Raw genomic sequence first — 21,061 nt, 5'->3', positions numbered from 1 at the left:
AAACCCCTGACAACCCTGACGAGATCAGCCTAGACGAAGATTGGCCAGCGTGAATGGCGGCACGCATGCGTGGGTCTGTGGCGAGTGGTGCACGTCGCATTTGTCGCGATAAAAGCCGTGCATCCGGCGTAGACGCAGCCACACTGAGGCAAAGACCAGGAGGCTGACATGACCCCATTTGACCCCGCTCAGCGGCTGGCGCAGTTAACCGAGGAATATCGCAAGCGTGCCGAGGCTATCCGCCGCGACCTGACCAGCAAGCGCGATGCCGACTTTGCCGAGCAGGCCCAGGAACGGCAGAACGAGGAGGTTCTGGAGGCGCTATTGGCCGAAGCCGAAGCTGGCCTGCGCGAGGTGGGGCTGGCGCGCCAGCGTCTTGCCGAGGGGTATTACGGCGAATGCCAGCGCTGCGGTGAGGACGTCGAGGAGGCCAGGTTGCGGGCACTGCCGGCGGCGGCTTTGTGCTTGCGCTGTGCTGCGCTGACGAAATGATGTAGGGCATGTCAGGTGTAGGGTGGATCGCGCTTCATTGATCCACCGGGTGGCGCTCCACCGAGCGGAGCCGTGGTGGATGTAGAAAACGACATCCACCCTACGGTTCCTGCGCGCGCCGCCGCTTAGGATGGCGTTGAGCGCAGCATCAAGTTCAGCTTTTTAGCCATCGCCTGATGGCTATCGGCCCGTTACCGAGTGGGCAACTGGCCGTCCTCGCCCACCTATCCTGCAAAAGCCCAGGCAACGCTACTGGCTGTTAATGATGCTCGCGGGTGGCGCGGAATTTCACGTCGGGCCAGCGTTCTTCCATCAGCGATAGGTTGACCCGGGTCGGCGCCAGGTAGGTCAGGTGGCCGCCGCCATCGATGGCCAGGTTTTCATAGGCCTTGTCGCTGAATTCCTTGAGCTTCTTTTCATCGCTGCACTCGATCCAGCGGGCCGACCAGACGTTGATCGCCTCGTAGGCGCACTCGACCTTGTATTCCTCCTTCAAACGGCTGGCGACGACGTCGAACTGCAGCACGCCTACCGCGCCGAGGATGATGTCGTTGTTGCGCTCGGGGAAGAACACCTGGGTCGCGCCTTCTTCGGCCAGTTCCTGCAGGCCCTGGCGCAGCTGCTTGGATTTCAGCGGATCCTTCAGGCGCACGCGGCGGAACAGTTCCGGGGCGAAGTGCGGGATGCCGGTGAAGCTGATGTTCTCACCGGCGGTGAAGGTGTCGCCGATCTGGATGGTGCCGTGGTTGTGCAGACCGATGATGTCGCCGCCAAAGGCCTCTTCCAGGCGCTCGCGGTCGCTGGAGAAGAACGTCAGGGCATCGCCGATCTTGATGTCCTTGCCGATGCGCACATGGCGCATCTTCATGCCCTGCTCGTATTTGCCGGAGCACACGCGCATGAAGGCGATGCGGTCGCGGTGGCGCGGGTCCATATTCGCCTGGATCTTGAACACGAAGCCGCTGAAGGCTTCCTCGTTGGGCCGCACCTCACGCTCCTGGGTCATGCGTGGCAGCGGAGCGGGGGCCCAGTCGACGAAGGCGTCCAGCACATGGCTGACGCCGAAGTTGCCCAGCGCCGTACCAAAGAAGACCGGAGTCATCTTGCCCTGCAGATAGGCTTGCAGATCGAACTCGTGACAGGCGCCCTGGACCAGCTCCAGCTCTTCGACGAAGCGCTCGTACATGTCGCCGAGCAGCGCACGGGCCTCGTCACTGTCCAGACCCTGGATGATCTTATCCTCGGTACGCTCGTGGCCGTGGCCGGGGGTGTAGACGTGGATGCAGTCATTGGCCAGATGGTAGACGCCCTTGAAATCGCGGTAGCAGCCGATGGGCCAGGTGATGGGTGCGGCCTTGATGCTCAGCACTTCCTCGATTTCGTCGAGCAGTTCGATGGGGTCGCGGATGTCGCGGTCCATCTTGTTGACGAAGCTGATGATGGGGGTGTCGCGCAGGCGGCACACGTTCATCAGGGCGATGGTGCGTGGCTCAACGCCTTTACCGCCGTCGATCATCATCAGCGCGCTGTCCACCGCGGTAAGGGTGCGGTAGGTGTCTTCCGAAAAGTCCTCATGGCCGGGGGTATCGAGCAGGTTGATCATGTGCTCGCGGTAGGGAAACTGCATCACCGAGGTGGTGATGGAGATGCCGCGTTGCTGCTCCATAGCCATCCAGTCGGAGGTGGCGTGGCGGTCGGACTTGCGCGACTTCACCGTACCGGCGACCTCGATCGCCTTGCCCATCAGCAGCAAGCGTTCGGTGATGGTGGTCTTACCCGCATCCGGGTGAGAAATGATGGCGAAGGTACGGCGCTTCGCGACTTCGGCGGCCTGAGTGGTCATCGGAAAGGGAACCCGTCGACGAAAGTGTCGGTCTGTCAGAAAAGGCGGCGATTATAGCGGCAATTGAAGTGGCTGCGTTCGCCGCGCGGCAATCCGCAGAAGCGGTTTGCAGCTTTTTTCGGACATTTTGTTGTGAATCCTTGACAGGTTGAAAATCAATGCTGCTGAGGGGCACTTTTTGGTTGATCTCGCTCCCCCTTGGTCCTAAAGTTCGCGCCCGAACGCTGATGCTGGAAACGATCCATCCGGCTCAAGTACTGCCGACGAGACAGCAAGGTCAACCGTATCCAGGTTGACCTTTTTGCTTTCGGCGACATGCCTTGGGAAGTAGGCGAACCAAAGTGGGGAAACTGTCAGGCGTTCGCGGCCGTCCCTACGGCCATTCCACACACTGTTTTGTTTGTTTTGCCATTTGGAGTCCCAAGCATGTCGATCAAAGTCGAAGACTATTTCGCGCGCGCAACGTTTCAAAAAATGAAGGCATTTGCCGACCAGCATGAAACCCCGTTTGTGGTCATCGATACCGAGACCATCTCGCGGGCCTACGATGATCTGACGCGCTGCTTTCCGTTTGCCAAGATCTACTACGCAGTCAAGGCCAACCCGGCCACCGAGATCACCGAGCTGCTGCGTGACAAGGGCTCCAACTTCGACATCGCTTCGATCTATGAGCTGGACAAGGTGCTGAAGACCGGTGTCAGCGCCGACCGTATCAGCTACGGCAACACCATCAAGAAAGCGCGCGACATTCGTTACTTCTATGAAAAGGGGGTGCGCCTGTTCGCCACCGACTCGGAAGCCGACCTGCGCAATATCGCCAAGGCCGCGCCGGGTTCGAAGATCTATGTGCGCATTCTCAGCGAAGGTTCCACCACGGCCGACTGGCCGCTGTCGCGCAAGTTTGGCTGCCAGACCGATATGGCCCTGGATCTGCTGATCCTCGCCAAGCAACTGGGTCTGGTGCCCTACGGCATCTCCTTCCACGTGGGCAGCCAGCAGCGCGACATCGACGTCTGGGATGCGGCCATTGGCAAGGTCAAGGTGATCTTCCAGCGTCTCAAGGAAGAAGACGGCATCGTGCTGCAGATGATCAACATGGGCGGCGGCTTCCCGGCCAATTACATTGCCAAGACCAACAGCCTGGAAACCTATGCCGACGAAATTATCCGCTTCCTCAAGGAAGACTTTGGCGATGAGCTGCCGGAAATCATCCTGGAGCCGGGCCGTTCACTGATCGCCAACGCCGGCATCCTGGTCAGCGAAGTGGTGCTGGTGGCGCGTAAGTCGCGCACCGCGGTGGAGCGTTGGGTCTACACCGACGTAGGCAAGTTCTCCGGTCTGATCGAAACCATGGATGAATCGATCAAGTTCCCGATCTGGACCGAGAAAAAAGGCGAAATGGAAGAAGTCATCATCGCCGGCCCGACCTGCGACAGCGCCGACATCATGTATGAAAACTACAAGTACGGTCTGCCGCTCAACCTGGCCAGCGGCGACCGCCTGTACTGGCTGTCCACCGGTGCCTACACCACCAGCTACAGCGCAGTGGAATTCAACGGCTTCCCGCCGCTGAAGGCGTTCTACATCTAAGCGTTATCTGGCTCTGACGAATCCCGCTACGGCGGGATTCGTCGTGTTGGCGGCGGCCAATCTGGCTGGGGTTATGCAAACGTCGTCCTGTGGACGAACAGTCCGTTCGAGCGGCTCAGTTGCCTTCAATACAGGTCGCGTCGATAGCGTCCTGCTTCGCTCAGTTCTTCTACGCATTGTTCGCCCAGCAGCCCACGCAGTACCGAATCCACTTCGCGGCCCATGCCTTCCAGGCTGCCGCAAACCAGGACGCTGGCTCCGCGATCGATCCAGGCTCGTACCTCATCGGCGGCGTCGCGTAAGAGGTGCTGGACATATACCCGTTCCGCCTGGTCCCGTGAAAAGGCGCGATCCAGGCGGGCCAAGTGGCCGCTGTTTAGCCAGCCGTTCAGTTCCTCCTCGAAGAAACCATCATGCGCCGCGTTGCGTTCCCCAAACAGCAGCCAATGGCCACCCTGACCGCCTTGTTCGCATTCGCGCAAATGGGCACGCAGGCCGGCGAGTCCCGTGCCGTTGCCGATCAGGATCAGCGGCCCGGTGTTTGCAGCCAGTCGGAAACCTGGATTGGCACGAATGCGCAGGTCGATTCGCGTGCCCAAGGGGGCATGCCGGCAGAGCCAGCCGGAGCCCAGGCCCAAGGTGCCGTCCGAGTTTCGCATCAACCGGACCAGCAGCTCCACGTGCCCATCGGCCGGGCATGAAGCAATGGAATAGTCTCGGTGCGGCAGCAGCGGTAAGTGCTCGAGCAGTGCATCGGGGGAGTGGCCCGTATGGCTTTTCACTGGGGCTGTAAGTTTTCGGCGGGCCAGGTGGCGGGCCAGCGTCTGGCCGTTGCCGAGCGGGGTATCCCCCTGCAGATTCTGGGTGCTAAGCCATTGAGCTACAACCAGGGGCGGCTGACAGGGGCCGATTTCGGCGATATCGCCGGCTTGCCAGTGTTGCGCGTCATTCGGAGGTGCCAGACGCAGATAAAAGGCCGGCGCGCCCTGGCTGTCGGGGTTGAGGCATTCGCGTGCTTCTAGCGTCCAGTGTTGATAGTGGGCCGGCTGCCAGTCGCTGAATTGGTGATTGCCGCTCAGTTGGCCAAGTTGCTGCTGCCAGCGACGCAGCACTTCCGGATCGGCTCGGTCGGCTTCCAGGCGATCAAAGAGCGGCGTGGCGCCCAGCTGGCGCAGGCGATGTTCCAGGCTCCGGGCGAAGCCGCAGAAGTGCTGATATTCGCGATCCCCAAGGGCGAGAAGGGCGTACTCCAGCCCGCGCAGCGCGGGGGATTCAGCCCAGAGCCGGCGCTCGAAGCGCGCGGCATTGTCGGGTGCCTCGCCTTCGCCGTAAGTGCCCAGCACCAGCAGCAGACGCGATTGTCCGGTCAGTTGCGTGGGCGTCAGGGCATTGAGCGGCATGGCCACGGCGGGCATGCCGCTGTGCGTCAACTGCTTGGCGCTGCGCTCGGCCACGGCCTGGGCTTGGCCGCCTTGGCTGGCGTAGGCGACTAGCAGTTGGTCGCTCGCCGCTGCTGGAGTTTTGGAGGAGCGGCGCCAGGCGAAAGCGCTGCCTCCTAGCCAGGCGAGAGCCACCAGCGCGGCGGAGATTTCCCGCGCCGGTTGCAGCCACAACAGCAGGACGGCCAGCAGCGCGTAGGCAAACGCGGGCCAGTAGCGGATAAGGCGCGAGGACAGTGTGGGATGGAAGGTTGAATGTGTCTGGCTCATGACCTGAACGCGGGTGAGCGAAGGAGGAGTGATCGAGTGCGCTCTGCGATGGGTATCGCTGCGCTCAACGCCATCCTACGAGGCGGTATGATCCGCGCGGGATGGGCTGAGGTGTTTGAGCGTTGCCGGGATGGGCAGCGCCGTTGCCGAGGCAAGCGGCGCACGTTGAGCGGCGAGCAACGCTATCAGGGCGCGAGCACTTCCAGGGTGGCGCTGTACACCGCGCGGCGTTCGGTGACTGGCTTCTTCACGCCGTCGCTGGTCTTCAGCTCGGCTTCCAGCCAGTACATGCCGGGCGCCGGCCAGGTCACGCTGAGCACACCCTTGGCATCGGTGGTCAGATTCAGCTCATCGGTGGCATCGCGGTAGCGGTTGCCGCCGGGAATCACCATCACGTCTAGGTTCTTGGCGGGTTTGCCGTCGAGCAGAAAGGTGAATTCGGCGGTTTCCCCAGCAAACAGGTCATTGGGGTGGGTGACCGGCAGCATTTCCAGGCCGGTCTTGGTCGGCTTGAAAACGGTGTCGGTGGTGTCACCTGCGGTCACGAAGACCTCGATGCGGTTGTTGCTCTGTACCACGCGCAGCTCATCGGCCTTGGCCGGTACCTGCTTGGCCAGGTCTTCGGCCTTGCCCATCCAACGGTGCGCCAAGCCGTTTTCCTTCCAGCTGGCCATCAGGCCGCTGCTGGCCACCGCCAACTTGTAGGTTCCCTTCTGGGTCAACTGCACATCAAAGGTGCTGCGGTAACGGCCAATGGCGCCGTTTTCGGCCTGCACTTCGCTGCCATCGGGGGCAAGGATCAGCAACTTGTTGGCCGGGCGGCGCATGGGCGCCGGTGCGGGTGCTTTCTGCGTTGCATCTGCGGCGGCCGGGGCTGCTCCGCGTGCTGGCAGGGCCAGCGGTTTGCCGATGCCTTCCAGTTGCAGCGGGAAATGCTCGAAATAGAACAGGTCATTGGAGACGGCAGCGTCCACGGTGATCCACGGCGCTTCGCCAGACAGCACGGTGGCCGAGGGCAGCATCCAGGCGCGGTGGGCCTGGGCGGACAGCGGCAGGCAAACGGCCAGGGTCAGGGCGGTCCATTTGATCATCGAATTCATATCGATCGTTCCTTGCTCAAGGTTTGACGGTAACGGTAAGGGTGCCCAGCTCGCTGCTGCCTTGGGTGCTGGCGGTGCTTGGTTGCGTAGGTGGCCAGCTGAAGGGCACGCGCAGCAGTTCGCGACCGCCGACTTCGCGGGCGGCTTCCACCACCAGGTTGTAGTCGCCGGCGACCAGATCCTTGAGCGGCGCTTCGCTGCCTTTGTAGCTCAACTGATGGGTGCCGACCGCGCGGGTCGCGGCGCTGACGCCGTCCACCGGCATCTCCAAGCTGCGGCCGCTGCGCCGCCACCACTGGCGCATGTCTTTCAGCCACTTCTCGCCTTCGTTGTCCTTGAGCTTCAGGTCGTACCAGACCGCCAGGTTGGCGACGTGGCTCTGGTCAGGCTTTTCCAGCCACAGGGCCACGTAGGGACGATGGTATTCAGCGACGTCCAGGCGCGGGATTTCCACGCTGATGTCCAGGTCAGCGGCCAACACCGCTGGGCTGAGCAGGGTAAACAGGGGGAGCAGTACGCGTTTGCGCATCACTATGTCCTTATCCTTTTTAATGAATGAACAGCAAAGCCAGCAACACGGGAATCACCAACCCGAGGCCAGTCAGTGGCCAGGTGGCGGGGCGCCCGCCGGCATGGCGCTGTAGCAGCAGCAGGCCGGTGAGACTGAAGATCACGCAGACGATGGAAAAGATATCGATGAACCAGCTCCAGGCCTCACCACTGTGGCGGCCCTTGTGCAGGTCGTTGAGATACGCGATCCAGCCGCGGTCGGTGGACTCGTATTCCAGCTCGCCGGATGCGATATCCAGGCTCAGCCAGGCATCGCCACCGGGGCGAGGCAGGCCGATATACAACTCGCCACCGGACCACTCGGCTTCGCGACCGCCCAGACGGATGTCGAGGGTAGATTCCAGCCAGTTGGCCAGCGCTGTGGGCATTCCTGCCGTGGGCGCCGCATCTAGCAACTGCTGTTGCAACATCGCCGGTAACTGCTCAAGGCGCGTGGTGACCTGCGCCTTGGCTTCGATCTGCGCGGCATGGTTAAGCGTGATACCGGTGAAGGCGAACAGCAGCATCCCCATCAGGCAGAGTGCCGAACTGATCCAGTGCCATTGCCGCAGGGTGCCGAGCCAGAAACGCATGGTGAGAGGGAATCCGCAAAGAGGAATCTGTCAGCCGAGGCGAAAGGCCATTAGCCGGAACTGGCGAGATTCTAGGGGGTTGCCTGGAAAGATGTCGGGGATTTATCAACAACATACATTCGCGAAAGGAATGACCCGCCGGGTGGCGGGCCATGGTTAGTTCTTAGAACGTGATGTTGGCGGAAAGCCAGAGGCGGCGGCCTTCTTCCAGAGTGCCGCTGGTGGATTGGGCGGTCTGGGTGTAGTAAGAGGCCCAGCCAACGGCACCGGTGTTGGTGGTGTAGGTTTCGCCGTCGAGGAAGTCCTTGTCGAACAGGTTGTAAATGCTGGCGTTGAGGGTCACATTTTCGGAGGCTTTGTACGAGCCGCCGAGGTGGAAGACCTCATAAGCTTTCAAATCACCGACTTCATCCTGCAGGGCTCGGTTGGCAGCTGTCAGGTTTTCATACTTATCGGTAAAGCGTGTGCGCTCGCCACGGTATTCGCCTTTGAACCACAGGGTCAGACGTTCGCTGGCATTCCAGTTGAGGCTGGCGTTGAGCATATGCTCGGGCGTGTTGGTCAAGGGAGCGCCCTTGTTGATACCGCTCTTCTGTTCGCTGTCTGTGAAGGTGTAGTTGCCGCTCAGGCTCCAACGCGGTGCGAACTGCCAGCGGCTGGCCAGTTCCAGACCTTGAGTGACAGCTTCATCGATATTGATGCTTTGCGCGAAGTTTTCCTGAGTGAAGCTGCTGCCAAAGCTGACGCAACCGGGCTGGTTCGGGTTGGCTGTAAAAAAGCAGTTGGGCAGTGGCGTACCGTCGTCGATCTTGTCTTTGAACTTGTTGTGGAACAAGGTGGCGTTGGCATTGAAGCCAGCATAGTTGTCGTAGTACACGCCGAATTCGGTGTTGGTGGTGACTTCTGGATCAAGATCCGGGCTGCCGATAGTAATGGTGCGGCCTTGGCCACTTACACCGTTGATACCGTCATGCAACTGGTTAAGGGTGGGTGTCTTGTAGCCTCGGCTGACGCCACCTTTCATTGTCCAGCTGTCGCTGGTGTTCCACACCAGGTAGGCACGTGGGCTTACATGGCCACCGAAGGCCTCATGGTTTTCGTAGCGAGCGCCGAGGGTCAGCGCCAAATCGTCGCGCAGTCGCCACTCATCCTCGAGGAACAGAGACCAGGTGGATTGCTCGAATTTTTCAGATGCGATGCCGTCTTCCACCTCGGCATCCCACCATTGGGCGCCAACGGTAGCAATATGGGAGTCGCCGATGGGGCTGACCAGCTTGGTGTCAAATACCAGGTCGGTAGATTTCAGCTCACGATCATCGCCTGCGACAATGGATGGGTACCCGGAATAAGCCACCCCGAGGGTTCCGGGAATGGTCCGGCCGATGGTTTCGGTTGTGTTGTGAGTCAGGCTACTGTCCAGAGTGCCGAAGCCGAGGCGCGCCGTATGGCTCAGGGCAACCTGGTCGCGCTCGAAGCGCAGTTCATCGTCGTAACCGTTTATTACGGTAGGCGCGTCAGTGGTGCAGCCACCGATGGCGTTGCCACCGGTTTTGCCGTCCAGCGTACCGAGCTGGCAGTTGTCGTTGTTATAAACTTGGCGACCACGTTCAACATCCAGCGCGAAATCGTGGTTTTCATGAGGCGTCAGAGTCAGACGGGCGCCTAGGGTGTTATTGCGGCCCTCCACAGGCGCAGCCCCACGCTTGCTGACGGTAGTGTCGTTGTCGAACGTGAGGTCGGATTCCCCCCGGTCTTGCAGGCTGCCGCGCACGGCCAGGCCCAGCAGGCCGTCGACCAGAGGGCCGCTGGCATACAGGCTGGTCTTGCTGGCTTCGCCATAATCGCGATTTTCCTGGAAGGTATGATCCAGGCTCAGCGAACCGCCCCATTCCGAGGCGACTTTCTTGGTGATGATATTCACCACGCCGCCCATGGCATCCGAGCCATATAGGGTGGACATTGGGCCGCGGATCACTTCGATGCGCTCGATGGCCGACATCGGCGGCATAAAGCTGGTGGAGGTTTCGTTGAAGCCGTTGGGGGTGACGTTGCCGGCGGTATTCTGGCGGCGACCATCAATTAGAATCAGGGTGTACTCGCTAGGCAGGCCGCGAATGCTGATGTTCAGGCCGCCGGTCTTTCCCGTGCCCTGGCGTACGTCAATGCCTTCCACATCCTCCAGCGCTTGAGCCAAGTTGCTGTAACGCTTCTGCTGCAATTCTTCGCCGCTGACCACAGAAATACTGGCTGGAGCCTCAGTGACTTTCTGTTCAAACCCCGAGGCGCTGACCACGGTGTCGCCGAGTATTAGGGCGTCTTGAGCAAAAGAGGCCAGACTGCAGCCCAGTAGGGCGGTAGCCAGTGCGGTGCGGGCGAAGGGCAGGGACATGCGGAGCTCCAGTGGTCGGTTTTATGTTGGCGCGCATGATAATGATTCGCGATAAGGTTGAGAAGTGTTTTCAATTGCTAATCAGATAAATTTACATTCATGCCTGAAGTTCTGTTGACTCAACGGTGGACTTGCGCCGCCTTTGGCAAAGCTGGAAGCTTGCCGACATGACCAATTCCCTTCTCCTCAACTGCGACATGGGCGAGAGCTTCGGAGCCTGGACGATGGGCAACGACGCGCTGGCCATGCCGCTGATCGACCAGGCCAACCTGGCTTGCGGTTATCACGCGGGCGATCCGCTGACCATGCAGCGCAGCGTGGCGCTGGCGGTTCAGCACGGCGTGAGCATTGGTGCCCATCCGGCCTATCCCGATTTGCAAGGTTTCGGACGGCGGCACATGAGCTGTACGCCGGACGAAGTGCGTGCGCTGGTGCTTTATCAGGTCGGCGCTCTGGAGGCGTTCTGCCGCGCCGCAGGCACTCAAGTGGCTTACGTCAAACCCCATGGCGCGCTCTATAACGACCTGGTGCGCGACGATGCGTTATTTGCGGCAGTGCTCGATGCCTGTGCGAGTTATCGCGCCGGCCTGCCGCTGATGGTGCTGGCGTTGGCTGACAATCGTCGGGAGGTCAGATTGGCCGAGGCGGCCGGCGTCCCGCTGCTGTTCGAGGCGTTCGCCGACCGCGCCTATCAGTCGGACGGCCAACTGGCGCCGCGGCGTTTGCCTGGCGCGGTGCATCATGAGCCTCAGCGAATCCTCGACCAGGCGCTGGCGATTGCCCGGGGCGAGCCGTTCGCCGATATCGATGGCAAACCTTTGCGCCTGCGCGCCGACAGCCTGTGCGTGCATGGCGATAACCCCGACGCCTTGTCGGTGCTGCGCCGGTTGCGGGCGCACTTAGACGCAACATGATCCGTTGCCAGCCGGCCGGCGCTGAAGCCTTGCTGCTGGTGTTGGCCGAGCAGCCCGATGCGGCGTTGCCGTTGCGTATCGCTGCACTGATGGCAACCTTGCGGCGCGAACTGGGGCCGCTGCTGGTGGATCTGGTGCCGGGCTGGACGACGTTGCTGGTGCATTACGACCTGCTGCGCACCGATCACCTGGAACTGACTGGACGCCTGCAACCGCTGCTGCATGCCTGGCAGGAGACGCCGCTCCCGAAGCAGGACGGGCGTATGCATGAAATCCCCATCTGGTATGGCGGGGAGGATTTACCGGCGGTGGCCCAGGCCTGCGGTTTGTCCGAGGCTGAGGTGATTACTCTGCACGGCGCGGTTGAGTACCGCGTTGGGGCTATCGGTTTCGCGCCGGGCTTTGCCTATCTGGGCGGGCTGGACGCACGGCTGGCATTACCGCGCCGGGCTTCGCCTCGGACGCGGGTGCCCGCCGGTTCCCTGGCCATTGCCGAACGTCAGACGGCGATTTATCCGCAGGCGTCGCCTGGCGGCTGGCACCTGCTGGGATTGTGTCCGTGGCGCCTGTTCGACGCGCAGCGCGAACCGCCGTGTGCATTACGGGTCGGTGATCGGGTGCGGTTCGTTGCAGTGACGGAAGCGGACTACCGAGCCGAGGCCAACCGATGATGGGGCTGCGGGTGTTGAAGCCTGGGCCTTTGAGTCTGGTACAGGATGCTGGGCGCTTCGGATGGCAGCATCTGGGCGTTTCACCCAGCGGTCCGCTGGATGGTCACGCAGCGGCCTGGGCCAATCGTCTGCTGGGCAATCCCTGGGGCACCCCCCTGGTGGAAATCGCCTTAGGCGGTGTGGAGCTGCAAAGCGCCGGAAACACCTGGCTGGCGCTGTGTGGCGCAGAGTTGGACATCCATATTGACGACCAACCGCAGGCGAACTGGGCGCGCTTTCCCCTGCGCGCCGGTCAGCGCCTGCGCTTGGGGTACGCGCGCAGCGGGCAGCGGTCTTACCTGGCGGTGACGGGTGGTTTCTGCATAGTGCCAAAGCTCGGCAGCGTATCGACCCAGGTCCGTGAAGAGCTGGGCGGTGTACACGGAGATGGCCGTGCTCTGCAGCTGGGCGATTTCTTGCCGTGCCGGCCGGCGCGGTTGCCCGGCAGGGTCAGTGTGCCGTGGCCTTATATTCCAGATTACCGTCGCGAGCCTGAATTGCGGCTGATCGCCGCTGATGGGGTTGATGCCGACGCATTGCAGCATTTGCTGGACCAGCGCTGGCTCATCAGTCCGCATTCCGACCGCATGGGCGTGCGGTTGAATGGCGAAGCGCTCCAGGCACCACGCCTGCAGTGGTCCCAGGGGGTAGTAAGCGGAACGATCCAGGTACCACCGGACGGTCAGCCGATCATTCTCATGACCGACCGGCAGACCATGGGCGGCTATCCGCTACTCGGCTGGCTGCACCCACTGGATCAATGGCGGCTGGCGCAGTGTCCCCCGCACAGCGGGGTGCGCTTTGCGCCAGTCGAGGTGGCACAGGCGCAGGCCGAACTGCGCGCGTTCTATCGTTTTTTTCGCTGAGTCTTCGCCGCACCGGGGCGGTTGCCATGCTGGCGTAGGGTGAATGACGCTTTTCCCATCCACCAGGCTTCCGCTCGGTGGAGCGCCACCCAGTAGATCGCCACCCGGTGGATCGATAAAGCGCGATCCAGCCTACAGGCTGATCTGCTCGGCGTAATGGCAGGCAACCAATCGACCCTCCAGCGGGCGCAGCTCAGGCACTACCTGGCGGCAATGCTCGGTGGCGTAGGGGCAGCGCTGATTGAAGACACAGCCGCTGGGTGGGTTGAGGGGGTTGGGCAATTCGCCGTGCAGCTTGATGCGCGGTTTGCTCGGGTCCGGATGCAGGCGTGGAGTGGCAGCCAACAAAGCCTGGGTGTAAGGGTGCAGCGGTCGGCTGTAGATGCGTGCGCTGGGGCCGCTTTCCATGGTCCGGCCCAGGTACATGACCAGCAACTGATCGGCGATATGGCGCACAACCGCCAGGTTGTGGGAAATGAACACATAGGCGGTGCTGAATTCGTCTTGCAAGTCCTTGAACAGGTTAAGTACCTGGGCCTGGATCGACACGTCCAGCGCCGAGGTGGGCTCGTCGGCCACCAACACCTTGGGGTTGAGCATCATCGCCCGGGCCAGGGCGATGCGTTGGCGCTGTCCACCGGAGAACATGTGCGGGAAACGCCCATAGTGCTCGGGGCGCAGCCCGACCTGCTGCATCATCGCCTGCACCCGTTCGCGGCGCTCGGCACGGGATAGCGGCGTGTTGATCAGCAGCGGCTCGGCCAGCTGGTCGCCAATGGTGCGTCGCGGATTGAGCGAGGCATAGGGATTCTGAAACACCATCTGCACGTCGCGGCGCAGCTGTTTGTGCTGGGCACGGCTGGCGCCGGCGGCTTCCTGACCGGCGATCTGCAGCGATCCGGAGGTGGGTTGTTCGATCAGGGTCAAGGCGCGGGCCAGAGTGGTTTTGCCGCAACCGGATTCGCCGACCACCGCCAGGGTTTGCCCAGCCTCCAGCTCGAAGGAAATGCCGTTGAGGGCGCGCACTGTGGCGGCGGGTTTGAACAGGCCGCGCGAGACGCTGTACAGGCGGGTCAGTTCGCGGGCAATCACAACGCTCATCGGCGCTCCTCCGGGGTCAGGTTGCGGGGGAAGAAACAGCGCACCGCCCCCCGCGCGTGGGGCATCAACTCCGGACGTACCTGGCAGGCTGGCTGTGCGTAAGGACAGCGCGGCGACAGCAAGCAACCCTGGGGCCGATCGTAACGGCCAGGCACTATCCCAGGCAGTGTTGCCAGGCGCCGGGCGTTGGGATTGTGTTCCGGAATCGAGGCCAGCAGTGCTTCGGTATAGGGGTGCGTCGGCGCCTCGAACAGTTCCGGCACACGGCCCGTTTCCACCACTTGGCCGGCATACATGACGCAGACCCGTTGGGCGGTTTCGGCAACCACCGCTAGGTCATGGGTAATCAGGATCAGGGCCATACCCTGGTCGCGCTGCAGATCGAGCAGCAAGTCCATGATCTGCGCCTGGATGGTCACGTCCAGGGCCGTGGTTGGCTCATCGGCGATGAGCAGGCGCGGCTCGGCGGCAATCGCCATGGCGATCGCCACGCGCTGGTTCATGCCGCCAGACAGTTGATGGGGGTAGGCATTCAGCCGGCTGGCGGCGGCGGGGATTTCCACCCGCTCGAGCAGTTCCAGGGCACGCCGACGAGCAGCCGGGCCCTTGAGATTCAGATGCTGATGCAGGACTTCCTCGATTTGGTAGCCGACCGTGTAACTGGGGTTGAGTGCAGTCATCGGGTCCTGAAAGATCATTGCCAGCTCTTTGCCGATCAGCCGGCGACGCTGGCGACCGTGCAGGCGCAGCAGGTCCTGGCCGGAGAACTGCAGGCACTCGGCGGTGATCCGGCCCGGCGGGTCGATCAGGCCCATGAGGGCGAGCATGGTGACTGATTTGCCCGAGCCGGATTCGCCGACGATGGCCAGCACTTCGCCCTGTACGACGGATAAGTCCAAGGCATCGACCACGGGCGGCGCATCGGCCTCGCCAAAACGCACGGACAGGTTGCGGATTTCCAGCAGGCTCATGTCAGGCGGCACTCTTGAGTTTCGGGTCGAGGGCATCGCGCAGGCCGTCGCCCATCAGGTTGATGGCCAACACCGTGAGCAAAATGGCGAGGCCAGGCAGGCTGACCACCCACCAGGCGCGCTCGATATAGTCGCGCGCCGAGGCGAGCATGGTGCCCCATTCGGGCGTCGGTGGTTGCACGCCGAGGCCGAGGAAGCCCAGCGCGGCGGCATCCAGGATCGCCGAGGAAAAGCTCAGGCTGGCCTGCACGATCAACGGCGCCATGCAGTTGGGCAGCACGCTGACGAACATCAGACGCAGCGGGCCGGCGCCGGTCAGTCGTGCGGCGGTGACGTAGTCGCGATTCAGTTCGTTGAGCACGGCGGCGCGGGTAAGGCGCACGTAAGCGGGCAGCGACACGATGGCAATCGCCAGGATGGTGTTGATCAGCCCCGGGCCGAGGATCGCCACGATGGCCACCGCTAGCAACAGCGACGGCAGGGCCAGCATGATGTCCATCAAGCGCATGATGAACGGGCCGAGCAGGGTTGGCGAAAAGCCGGCGAGCAAGCCCAGCAGTACCCCCGGTAGCAGCGAGAAGACCACCGAGGCCAGGCCGATCAGCAGCGATAGACGCGCACCGTGAATCAGTCGGGAAAGCAGGTCGCGGCCCAATTCGTCGGTGCCCAGCAAAAACCGAGCTTGACCGCCTTCCAGCCAGACCGGCGGGGTGAGCAAGTGTTCGCGGAATTGCTCGCTGGGATCGAACGGCGCGACCCAGGGCGCGAACAGCGCGCAGAACACCAGGAGCAGCAGAAAGATCAGCCCACCCAGCGCCCCCTTGTTACGCGTAAAGGCGCGCCAGAATTCCTTGAGCGGCGAGGGATACAGCAGGGCCGGGTCGAGCGGTGTGGTCGTTGTCATGGCCGTGCCTTTAGCTCGTAGCTTGCCCGTAGGGTGGATGACGCTTCACCCATCCACCCTTGCGCGGCACGACCGGTGGATGAAAAAGGCGTCATCCACCCTACTACAGGGAACCCGCGAAACAGGTCAGGAGACATTGTGGGTTCCTTAGCGCTGATGGCGAATGCGTGGATTGGCCAGGCCATACAGCAAATCCACGGTGAAGTTGACGAGGATCACCAGGCAGGCAACCAGCAGGATGCCGTTCTGCACCACTGGGTAGTCGCGTGCGCCGATGGACTCAATCAGCCATTTACCAATGCCTGGCCAGGAAAAGATGGTTTCGGTGAGGACCGCACCGGCCAGCAGGGCACCGGTTTGCAGGCCAAACACGGTTAGCACCGGAATCAGCGCGTTGCGCAAGGCATGCACAAACACTACCCGCGTCGGCGACAGGCCCTTGGCGCGGGCGGTGCGCACGTAGTCTTCACCGAGCACTTCGAGCATGGCCGAGCGTGTCATGCGCGCGATCACCGCCAGCGGGATGGTGCCCAGCACGATGGCGGGCAGAATCAGGTGACGCAGGGCATCCAGAAACGAGCCGGGCTCGTCGCTGAGCAGCGTATCGATGAGCATGAAACCGGTGATTGGTGGAATGTCGTAGAGCAGGTCGATACGCCCCGACACCGGCGTCCAGCCCAGGTTGACGGAGAAGATGAGGATCAGGATCAGGCCCCACCAGAAAATCGGCATGGAATAGCCGGTCAACGACAGGCCCATCACGCCATGATCAAACAGCGAACCGCGCTTCAGGGCGGCAATCACCCCGGCTAGCAGGCCAAGGGTGCCGGCGAACAGCATGGCGGCCAGGGCCAGTTCCAGGGTGGCCGGAAACAGGGCGGTAAATTCAGTCCACACGCTTTCGCGGGTGCGCAGCGATTCGCCGAGATCGCCGTGGGCCAGGCGGCCGATATAGTCGACATACTGCTGGTACAGCGGCTTGTTCAGGCCCAGCCGCTCCATGGCCTGGGCGTGCAATTCCGGGTCGATGCGCCGCTCGCCCATCATCACCTCCACCGGGTCGCCGGGGATCAGGCGGATCAGCGCGAAGGTCAGCAGGGTGACGCCGAAAAACGTTGGAATCAGCAGGCCCAGTCGACGGGCGAGAAAGGCGAACATGGTCTTGTGACTGACTCCGAACAAGAGGTGGAACGGGGATTATCCCGTCTTTGACGCTTCTATGCAGGCCGAGATAGAGCAGGAGGCGCAGCGCTTGAGCAGAAGGGTTGAGCCATGAACGCCCGAAACCCCTCAGGTTAGGCGGGCGCCGATACCAGATCGAGGTGTCGGCGCCACGGCTACAACCCTTTATTTCTCCAGGCTCACGCCATAGAACGAATTGAGGCCAAACGGGCTGACCTTGAAGTCCTTCACCTCGACACGCATCGGCTGATTGACCGTGGAATGCGCGATGGGGGTAATGGGTACTTGGCGCTTGAGCACCTGCTGGGCCTGGCGGTACAGCTCGCTGCGTTGAGTCTGGTCGGTGATGCGCTTGCCGTCCTTGATCAGCGTGTCGTAGGCCGGGTCGCACCATTTGGAGAAGTTGTTGCCGTTCACGGCGTCGCAACCATAGAGGGTGCCCAGCCAATTGTCCGGGTCGCCGTTATCACCGGTCCAGCCGATCAGCATAATGTCGTGCTCGCCGGCCTTGGCGCGCTTGAGGTATTCGCCCCACTCATAGCTGACGATATTGGTCTTGATGCCGATCTTCGCCCAGTCGGCCTGGAGCATTTCCGCCATCAGGCGAGCATTGGGGTTGTAGGGACGTTGTACCGGCATGGCCCACAACGTGAAGGTGGTGCCTTCGGCAATGCCGGCCGCCTTGAGCAGGTCCTTGGCTTTTTCCGGATCGAAGGGCGCGTCCTGAATGCTCTCGTCATAGGACCATTGACTCGGCGGCATGGCGTTGACGGCGCGCTGCCCGGCACTCTGGTAAACCGCCTTGATGATCGCCGGTTTGTTCACCGCCATGTCCAGCGCCTGGCGTACCTCCAAGCGATCGAGCGGCGAATGGGTGACGTTATAGGCAATGTAGCCCAGGTTATAACCGGGCTGTTCGAGGATGCGCAGCTTGGGATCACGCTTCATTGCATCAAGATCGGCGGGGCGGGGGTTGAGTGTGATGTGGCATTCGCCGGCCCTTAGCTTCTGATAGCGCACGGAAGAATCGGTGTTGATCGCGAAGATCAGGTTGTCGAGTTTGACGTCGTCCGGTTTCCAGTAGACAGGATTGCCTTTGAAGCGGATCTGCGCGTCTTTCTGGTAGCGGCTGAACACGAACGGACCGGTACCGATGGGCTTCTGGTTAATGTCCGCAGCTCGACCGGCCTTGAGCAACTGATCGGCGTATTCGGCGGAATGGATCGAGGCGAAGCTCATTGCCAGGTTTTGTACGAAGGCGGCATCAACACTGGCCAGGGTGAAGCGAACCTGATATTCGCCGAGCTTTTCCAGCGAGGCGATGTTGCTGTCCATGCCCATGTCGGTGAAGTAGGGAAATTCCGTGGCGTAGGCGGTACGAAATGGATGATTCTTGTCGAGCATGCGCTCGAAGGTGAACAGCACATCGTCGGCGTTGAAGGTGCGGGTTGGTTTGAAATACTCGGTGCTGTGGAATTTCACGCCCTGGCGCAGGGTGAAGGTGTAGGTCAGGCCGTCCTCGGAAACCTCCCAGCGTTCCGCCAGGCCGGGTTCCACCGTGGTGCCGCCGCGTTCGAACTGGGTAAGTCGGTTGAAAACGGTTTCTGCCGAGGCGTCGAAATCGGTACCAGTGGTGTACAGGCCCGGATCGAAGCCAGCGGGGCTGCCTTCGGAGCAGAACACCAGGGTATCGGCGGCTTGGGCCAGTGGCGTGGCGGTCAGCAGTCCGACGGCGAGAAGGGGAGGGAGAAGGGCAATTCTGCGCATGTTGACCTCGGATTGTTATCGTTGTGATCAGAGGCGCGTCAGGCGACGCGATGCGTGAAGCTTTGCAGGCTATTGGCGGAGTGCAAGGAGCGGGGCTTGTTGCGATGGGCCGGGTGGACCCATCGCGTCACGAGCTTTTCGATTCTTCGATAAGCTTAGCCGTCAGGGCATCAGCACTTCGATCATGCCGTCGGCATTCACCGTGATACGACTGGTGCCGGCTTCGACCTGCGGGGCGGCGTCGGCGGCTTCCATCATGGTGACCTTGGCCGCGCTGCGGTACAGCATCGGTTGCTGGAAGCCGGAGCTGTTGAGATTGAGATTGACCAATTTGTAACCCTTGCCGCCCAGCGCTTCGCTGGTCAGCTTGGCCCGCTCGCCAAAGGACATGACCGCCTCTTTGAGCAGGTTATCCTCGTGCTGCTTGCGCAGTTCGGGGGAGATGCTGAAGGTCATGTTGCCCATGCTCAAGGTGTTCAGCAGTTCGCCAGTGAGTTGCGACAGCGCAGCGAAATCATCGCTTTCCAGGCGCAGTTCGGCGCGCTCGCGCCAGGCGCGGATCTTCTGGCCTTTGTCGTCATACACCGGATAACTGCGCCGATTGCCCATGCTGGTGGTGACGCCCTTGGCCTGGCGTGCTTGGGTCACGGCGGCGTTGAGTGTCTGGGTGATCTCACTGGCCAGCCGGGTTGGATTGGTGTTTTGCGCTTCGGTGTAGAGGGTGACGTGCATGCGGTCATGGGTCACTTCCTGGCTGACTTCGCTGCGCAGGGAGACTTGGTTGTAGCGAGGTTCTTCGGCGATGGCCGGCACGGCGGTGCACGCCAGGCACAGGGCTAAAACAGAGGGGAGGCGCGAGAAGGCAAGCATGGCTGGATTCCTTGTCCAATCGTAAAGGAGGCGAACAGCATAAACGCAGTTGCGGAGTGTAATGGGCCGTTCTTTGAAAACCTGTTGAGCGGTTCGACTCTGGCTGCAACGCACCTGTTGCGCAAGGTGAGCGGCGAGAGATGAGCAAACCGCCAGAATTGCGGCGCTTTGCCGCACCGAGCGGCGCAGGGCGCTGGTTATACTCGCGTGGAATTATTGGAATCCACAATGCGCGCACCTTTATTCATGCTGTCCGCCAGCCGGCAAAATCTCGGCCGGCTGGTCCTGATTCGTATTTTGGTACTGACGGCACAGGCGATGTCGGTGGGGCTGGCCTGGTTATCGGAGCTGGTTGTCCTGCCGTGGGTGGCGCTGGGCACGACCCTGGCCGTTTCCTCCTTGATCTGTGCGGCCACGGCGTTGCGCATGCGTCAGTCCTGGCCGGTCACCGATCAGGAATATGCGCTGCACCTGGCCTGCGATCTGCTCATACATAGTGTGTTGCTGTACTTTTCCGGGGGGGCCGGCAATCCCTTCGTTTCTTATTACCTGGTGCCGCTGACCATCGCGGCGGCCACCTTGCCCTGGCTGTATACCTTGCTGCTCGCCGCGTTAGGCTTGGCCAGCTACAGTGTGCTGCTGTTCTTCCATCATCCTCTGCAGCTGTTGATCACCCTCCAGGGCGAAATGCTCGATTACGGCATGTGGTTGAGTTTCGCGCTGGCAGCGGTGTTGATTACATTCTTCGTGGCCCGTATGGCCGAAGCCTTGCGCTATCAACAGCAACTGCAGGCGCAGCGGCAGGAGGCACTTCTGCGCGACCAGCAATTGCTGGCGGTGGCCGCCCAGGCTGCTGGTGCGGCCCATGAACTGAGTACGCCGTTATCCACCATGAGTGTGTTGCTCAAGGAATTGAGCCAGGAGTACCAGGGGCAACCCATGCTGCAAGATGACCTGGAATTGCTCCAGCAGCAGGTGAAACTGTGCAAGGGCACACTGCAAAACCTGGTGCGTGCCGCTGAGGCTGAGCGGCGCCAGGAAGTGGTGGAACAAACCGTTCGCGAATGGCTGGAAGGCGCCCTGCAGCGCTGGCACCTGATGCGCCCTGAGGCCACTTATCGTTATGAATGTCTGGGGCGCGGCACGCCACCGAGCCTGATGCCGCCGCCACCGCTGACCCAAGCCTTGTTGAATCTGTTGAATAACGCTGCCGATGCCGCACCGGATAACCTCGAAGTCCGCCTGGACTGGGATCATCAGTGGATCAGGCTGAGTATTCGTGACCATGGTGCCGGCGTACCGTTGGCCATCGCCGAACAGCTCGGTAAGCCCTTCTTCACGACCAAGGGCAAGGGGTTCGGCTTAGGCCTGTTCCTCAGTCAGGCCAGCGTGACGCGTGCTGGTGGGACGGTAAAACTGTATAACCACGAGGATGGCGGCACGCTCACCGAGCTGCGCTTGCCGCGCGTTTATGGCTTGCACTGATGTGCCTGGCCGCAAGCTGAGGAGAA

18 protein-coding genes are annotated in these 21,061 nt (G+C 61.8%); 6 read left to right on the top strand and 12 right to left on the bottom strand.

All coding sequences use genetic code 11. From position 1 onward, the window contains the following. The first annotated feature begins 168 nt into the window (after window positions 1-168). Window positions 169-492, top strand: a complete 324-nt coding sequence (locus ACTV8E_RS11355; protein WP_443199569.1) for a TraR/DksA C4-type zinc finger protein — start codon at window positions 169-171, stop codon at window positions 490-492. Between the two features lie 259 nt (window positions 493-751). Here the strand turns inward: ACTV8E_RS11355 and ACTV8E_RS11350 are convergent, their stop codons facing one another. Beyond that, window positions 752-2,335, bottom strand: coding sequence for a peptide chain release factor 3 (locus ACTV8E_RS11350; RefSeq protein ID WP_251835176.1), 1,584 nt, complete (start codon window positions 2,333-2,335; stop codon window positions 752-754). Window positions 2,336-2,761: 426 nt separating this feature from the next. On the opposite strand from ACTV8E_RS11350, the gene ACTV8E_RS11345 reads away from it, so the two are divergent. Continuing rightward, window positions 2,762-3,925, top strand: coding sequence for a type III PLP-dependent enzyme (locus tag ACTV8E_RS11345; protein WP_443199568.1), 1,164 nt, complete (start codon window positions 2,762-2,764; stop codon window positions 3,923-3,925). 125 nt (window positions 3,926-4,050) lie between these two features. Here the strand turns inward: ACTV8E_RS11345 and ACTV8E_RS11340 are convergent, their stop codons facing one another. The 5 genes from ACTV8E_RS11340 to ACTV8E_RS11320 all read right to left on the bottom strand — a co-directional run bounded on the left by ACTV8E_RS11340 (window position 4,051) and on the right by ACTV8E_RS11320 (window position 10,265). Further along, complete coding sequence (locus ACTV8E_RS11340) at window positions 4,051-5,634, bottom strand: sulfite reductase subunit alpha (RefSeq protein ID WP_443199567.1); 1,584 nt, start codon at window positions 5,632-5,634, stop codon at window positions 4,051-4,053. 185 nt (window positions 5,635-5,819) lie between these two features. After that, window positions 5,820-6,734, bottom strand: coding sequence for a DUF4198 domain-containing protein (locus tag ACTV8E_RS11335; RefSeq protein WP_443199566.1), 915 nt, complete (start codon window positions 6,732-6,734; stop codon window positions 5,820-5,822). Window positions 6,735-6,750: 16 nt separating this feature from the next. Then, window positions 6,751-7,263, bottom strand: coding sequence for a DUF2271 domain-containing protein (locus ACTV8E_RS11330; protein ID WP_443199565.1), 513 nt, complete (start codon window positions 7,261-7,263; stop codon window positions 6,751-6,753). A gap of 19 nt (window positions 7,264-7,282) precedes the next feature. Then, window positions 7,283-7,876: a PepSY-associated TM helix domain-containing protein gene (locus ACTV8E_RS11325; RefSeq protein WP_443199564.1), complete on the bottom strand. Its 594-nt coding sequence runs from the start codon at window positions 7,874-7,876 to the stop codon at window positions 7,283-7,285. Between the two features lie 163 nt (window positions 7,877-8,039). Then, entirely contained in the window at window positions 8,040-10,265 is a 2,226-nt protein-coding gene (locus ACTV8E_RS11320; protein WP_443199563.1) for a TonB-dependent receptor domain-containing protein, read from the bottom strand. Between the two features lie 167 nt (window positions 10,266-10,432). Here ACTV8E_RS11320 and ACTV8E_RS11315 point away from each other — a divergent pair, with 167 nt between their 5' ends. Genes ACTV8E_RS11315 through ACTV8E_RS11305 form a run of 3 tightly spaced genes read left to right on the top strand, consistent with a single transcriptional unit; the run spans window position 10,433 to window position 12,755 of the window. Beyond that, a complete protein-coding gene (locus tag ACTV8E_RS11315; protein ID WP_443199562.1) occupies window positions 10,433-11,179 on the top strand; it encodes a 5-oxoprolinase subunit PxpA in 747 nt (248 codons plus the stop codon). Continuing rightward, window positions 11,176-11,850 (top strand): 5-oxoprolinase subunit PxpB, encoded by a 675-nt coding sequence (gene pxpB / locus ACTV8E_RS11310; protein ID WP_443199561.1) that lies wholly within the window; start codon window positions 11,176-11,178, stop codon window positions 11,848-11,850. Before ACTV8E_RS11315 ends, pxpB begins: the two co-directional genes overlap by 4 nt. Next, window positions 11,847-12,755, top strand: coding sequence for a biotin-dependent carboxyltransferase family protein (locus ACTV8E_RS11305; protein WP_443199560.1), 909 nt, complete (start codon window positions 11,847-11,849; stop codon window positions 12,753-12,755). Before pxpB ends, ACTV8E_RS11305 begins: the two co-directional genes overlap by 4 nt. Before the next feature lie 132 nt (window positions 12,756-12,887). Here the strand turns inward: ACTV8E_RS11305 and ACTV8E_RS11300 are convergent, their stop codons facing one another. From ACTV8E_RS11300 to ACTV8E_RS11275, 6 genes are all read right to left on the bottom strand, one after another. Beyond that, window positions 12,888-13,856 carry a peptide ABC transporter ATP-binding protein gene (locus tag ACTV8E_RS11300; protein ID WP_443199559.1) on the bottom strand — a complete coding sequence of 323 codons (969 nt, stop codon included), beginning with the start codon at window positions 13,854-13,856 and terminating at the stop codon, window positions 12,888-12,890. Beyond that, a complete protein-coding gene (locus ACTV8E_RS11295) occupies window positions 13,853-14,827 on the bottom strand; it encodes an ABC transporter ATP-binding protein (RefSeq protein ID WP_443199558.1) in 975 nt (324 codons plus the stop codon). The genes ACTV8E_RS11300 and ACTV8E_RS11295 overlap by 4 nt, the downstream gene beginning before the upstream one ends. Before the next feature lies 1 nt (window position 14,828). Further along, a complete protein-coding gene (locus ACTV8E_RS11290; RefSeq protein ID WP_251835188.1) occupies window positions 14,829-15,731 on the bottom strand; it encodes an ABC transporter permease subunit in 903 nt (300 codons plus the stop codon). Window positions 15,732-15,878: 147 nt separating this feature from the next. After that, window positions 15,879-16,889, bottom strand: coding sequence for an ABC transporter permease subunit (locus tag ACTV8E_RS11285; RefSeq protein ID WP_443199557.1), 1,011 nt, complete (start codon window positions 16,887-16,889; stop codon window positions 15,879-15,881). Window positions 16,890-17,078: 189 nt separating this feature from the next. Then, window positions 17,079-18,680 (bottom strand): ABC transporter substrate-binding protein, encoded by a 1,602-nt coding sequence (locus tag ACTV8E_RS11280; protein ID WP_443199556.1) that lies wholly within the window; start codon window positions 18,678-18,680, stop codon window positions 17,079-17,081. Window positions 18,681-18,842: 162 nt separating this feature from the next. Then, on the bottom strand, window positions 18,843-19,550 hold the full coding sequence (locus tag ACTV8E_RS11275; protein ID WP_251835191.1) for an SIMPL domain-containing protein: 708 nt from the start codon (window positions 19,548-19,550) through the stop codon (window positions 18,843-18,845). A 228-nt stretch (window positions 19,551-19,778) separates the two neighbouring features. On the opposite strand from ACTV8E_RS11275, the gene ACTV8E_RS11270 reads away from it, so the two are divergent. Beyond that, window positions 19,779-21,035: an ATP-binding protein gene (locus tag ACTV8E_RS11270; protein WP_251835192.1), complete on the top strand. Its 1,257-nt coding sequence runs from the start codon at window positions 19,779-19,781 to the stop codon at window positions 21,033-21,035. Window positions 21,036-21,061 lie beyond the last annotated feature (26 nt).

Source organism: Pseudomonas sp. B392_1p (assembly GCF_052245235.1).
GTDB lineage: Bacteria > Pseudomonadota > Gammaproteobacteria > Pseudomonadales > Pseudomonadaceae > Serpens > Serpens gallinarum.
Note: the sequence above shows the minus strand (reverse complement) of the source record. Positions and strands in the feature narration are given on the sequence as shown.

Coding starts and splice junctions, on each gene's coding strand:
- ACTV8E_RS11325 (WP_443199564.1), bottom strand. CDS start 7,876: ATGCGTTTCTGGCTCGGCACCCTGCGGCAATGGCACTGGATCAGTTCG.
- ACTV8E_RS11275 (WP_251835191.1), bottom strand. CDS start 19,550: ATGCTTGCCTTCTCGCGCCTCCCCTCTGTTTTAGCCCTGTGCCTGGCG.
- ACTV8E_RS11270 (WP_251835192.1), top strand. CDS start 19,779: ATGCGCGCACCTTTATTCATGCTGTCCGCCAGCCGGCAAAATCTCGGC.
- ACTV8E_RS11290 (WP_251835188.1), bottom strand. CDS start 15,731: ATGACAACGACCACACCGCTCGACCCGGCCCTGCTGTATCCCTCGCCG.
- ACTV8E_RS11280 (WP_443199556.1), bottom strand. CDS start 18,680: ATGCGCAGAATTGCCCTTCTCCCTCCCCTTCTCGCCGTCGGACTGCTG.
- ACTV8E_RS11320 (WP_443199563.1), bottom strand. CDS start 10,265: ATGTCCCTGCCCTTCGCCCGCACCGCACTGGCTACCGCCCTACTGGGC.
- ACTV8E_RS11340 (WP_443199567.1), bottom strand. CDS start 5,634: ATGAGCCAGACACATTCAACCTTCCATCCCACACTGTCCTCGCGCCTT.
- ACTV8E_RS11330 (WP_443199565.1), bottom strand. CDS start 7,263: ATGCGCAAACGCGTACTGCTCCCCCTGTTTACCCTGCTCAGCCCAGCG.
- ACTV8E_RS11355 (WP_443199569.1), top strand. CDS start 169: ATGACCCCATTTGACCCCGCTCAGCGGCTGGCGCAGTTAACCGAGGAA.
- ACTV8E_RS11345 (WP_443199568.1), top strand. CDS start 2,762: ATGTCGATCAAAGTCGAAGACTATTTCGCGCGCGCAACGTTTCAAAAA.
- ACTV8E_RS11350 (WP_251835176.1), bottom strand. CDS start 2,335: ATGACCACTCAGGCCGCCGAAGTCGCGAAGCGCCGTACCTTCGCCATC.
- pxpB (WP_443199561.1), top strand. CDS start 11,176: ATGATCCGTTGCCAGCCGGCCGGCGCTGAAGCCTTGCTGCTGGTGTTG.
- ACTV8E_RS11315 (WP_443199562.1), top strand. CDS start 10,433: ATGACCAATTCCCTTCTCCTCAACTGCGACATGGGCGAGAGCTTCGGA.
- ACTV8E_RS11300 (WP_443199559.1), bottom strand. CDS start 13,856: ATGAGCGTTGTGATTGCCCGCGAACTGACCCGCCTGTACAGCGTCTCG.
- ACTV8E_RS11295 (WP_443199558.1), bottom strand. CDS start 14,827: ATGAGCCTGCTGGAAATCCGCAACCTGTCCGTGCGTTTTGGCGAGGCC.
- ACTV8E_RS11285 (WP_443199557.1), bottom strand. CDS start 16,889: ATGTTCGCCTTTCTCGCCCGTCGACTGGGCCTGCTGATTCCAACGTTT.
- ACTV8E_RS11335 (WP_443199566.1), bottom strand. CDS start 6,734: ATGAATTCGATGATCAAATGGACCGCCCTGACCCTGGCCGTTTGCCTG.
- ACTV8E_RS11305 (WP_443199560.1), top strand. CDS start 11,847: ATGATGGGGCTGCGGGTGTTGAAGCCTGGGCCTTTGAGTCTGGTACAG.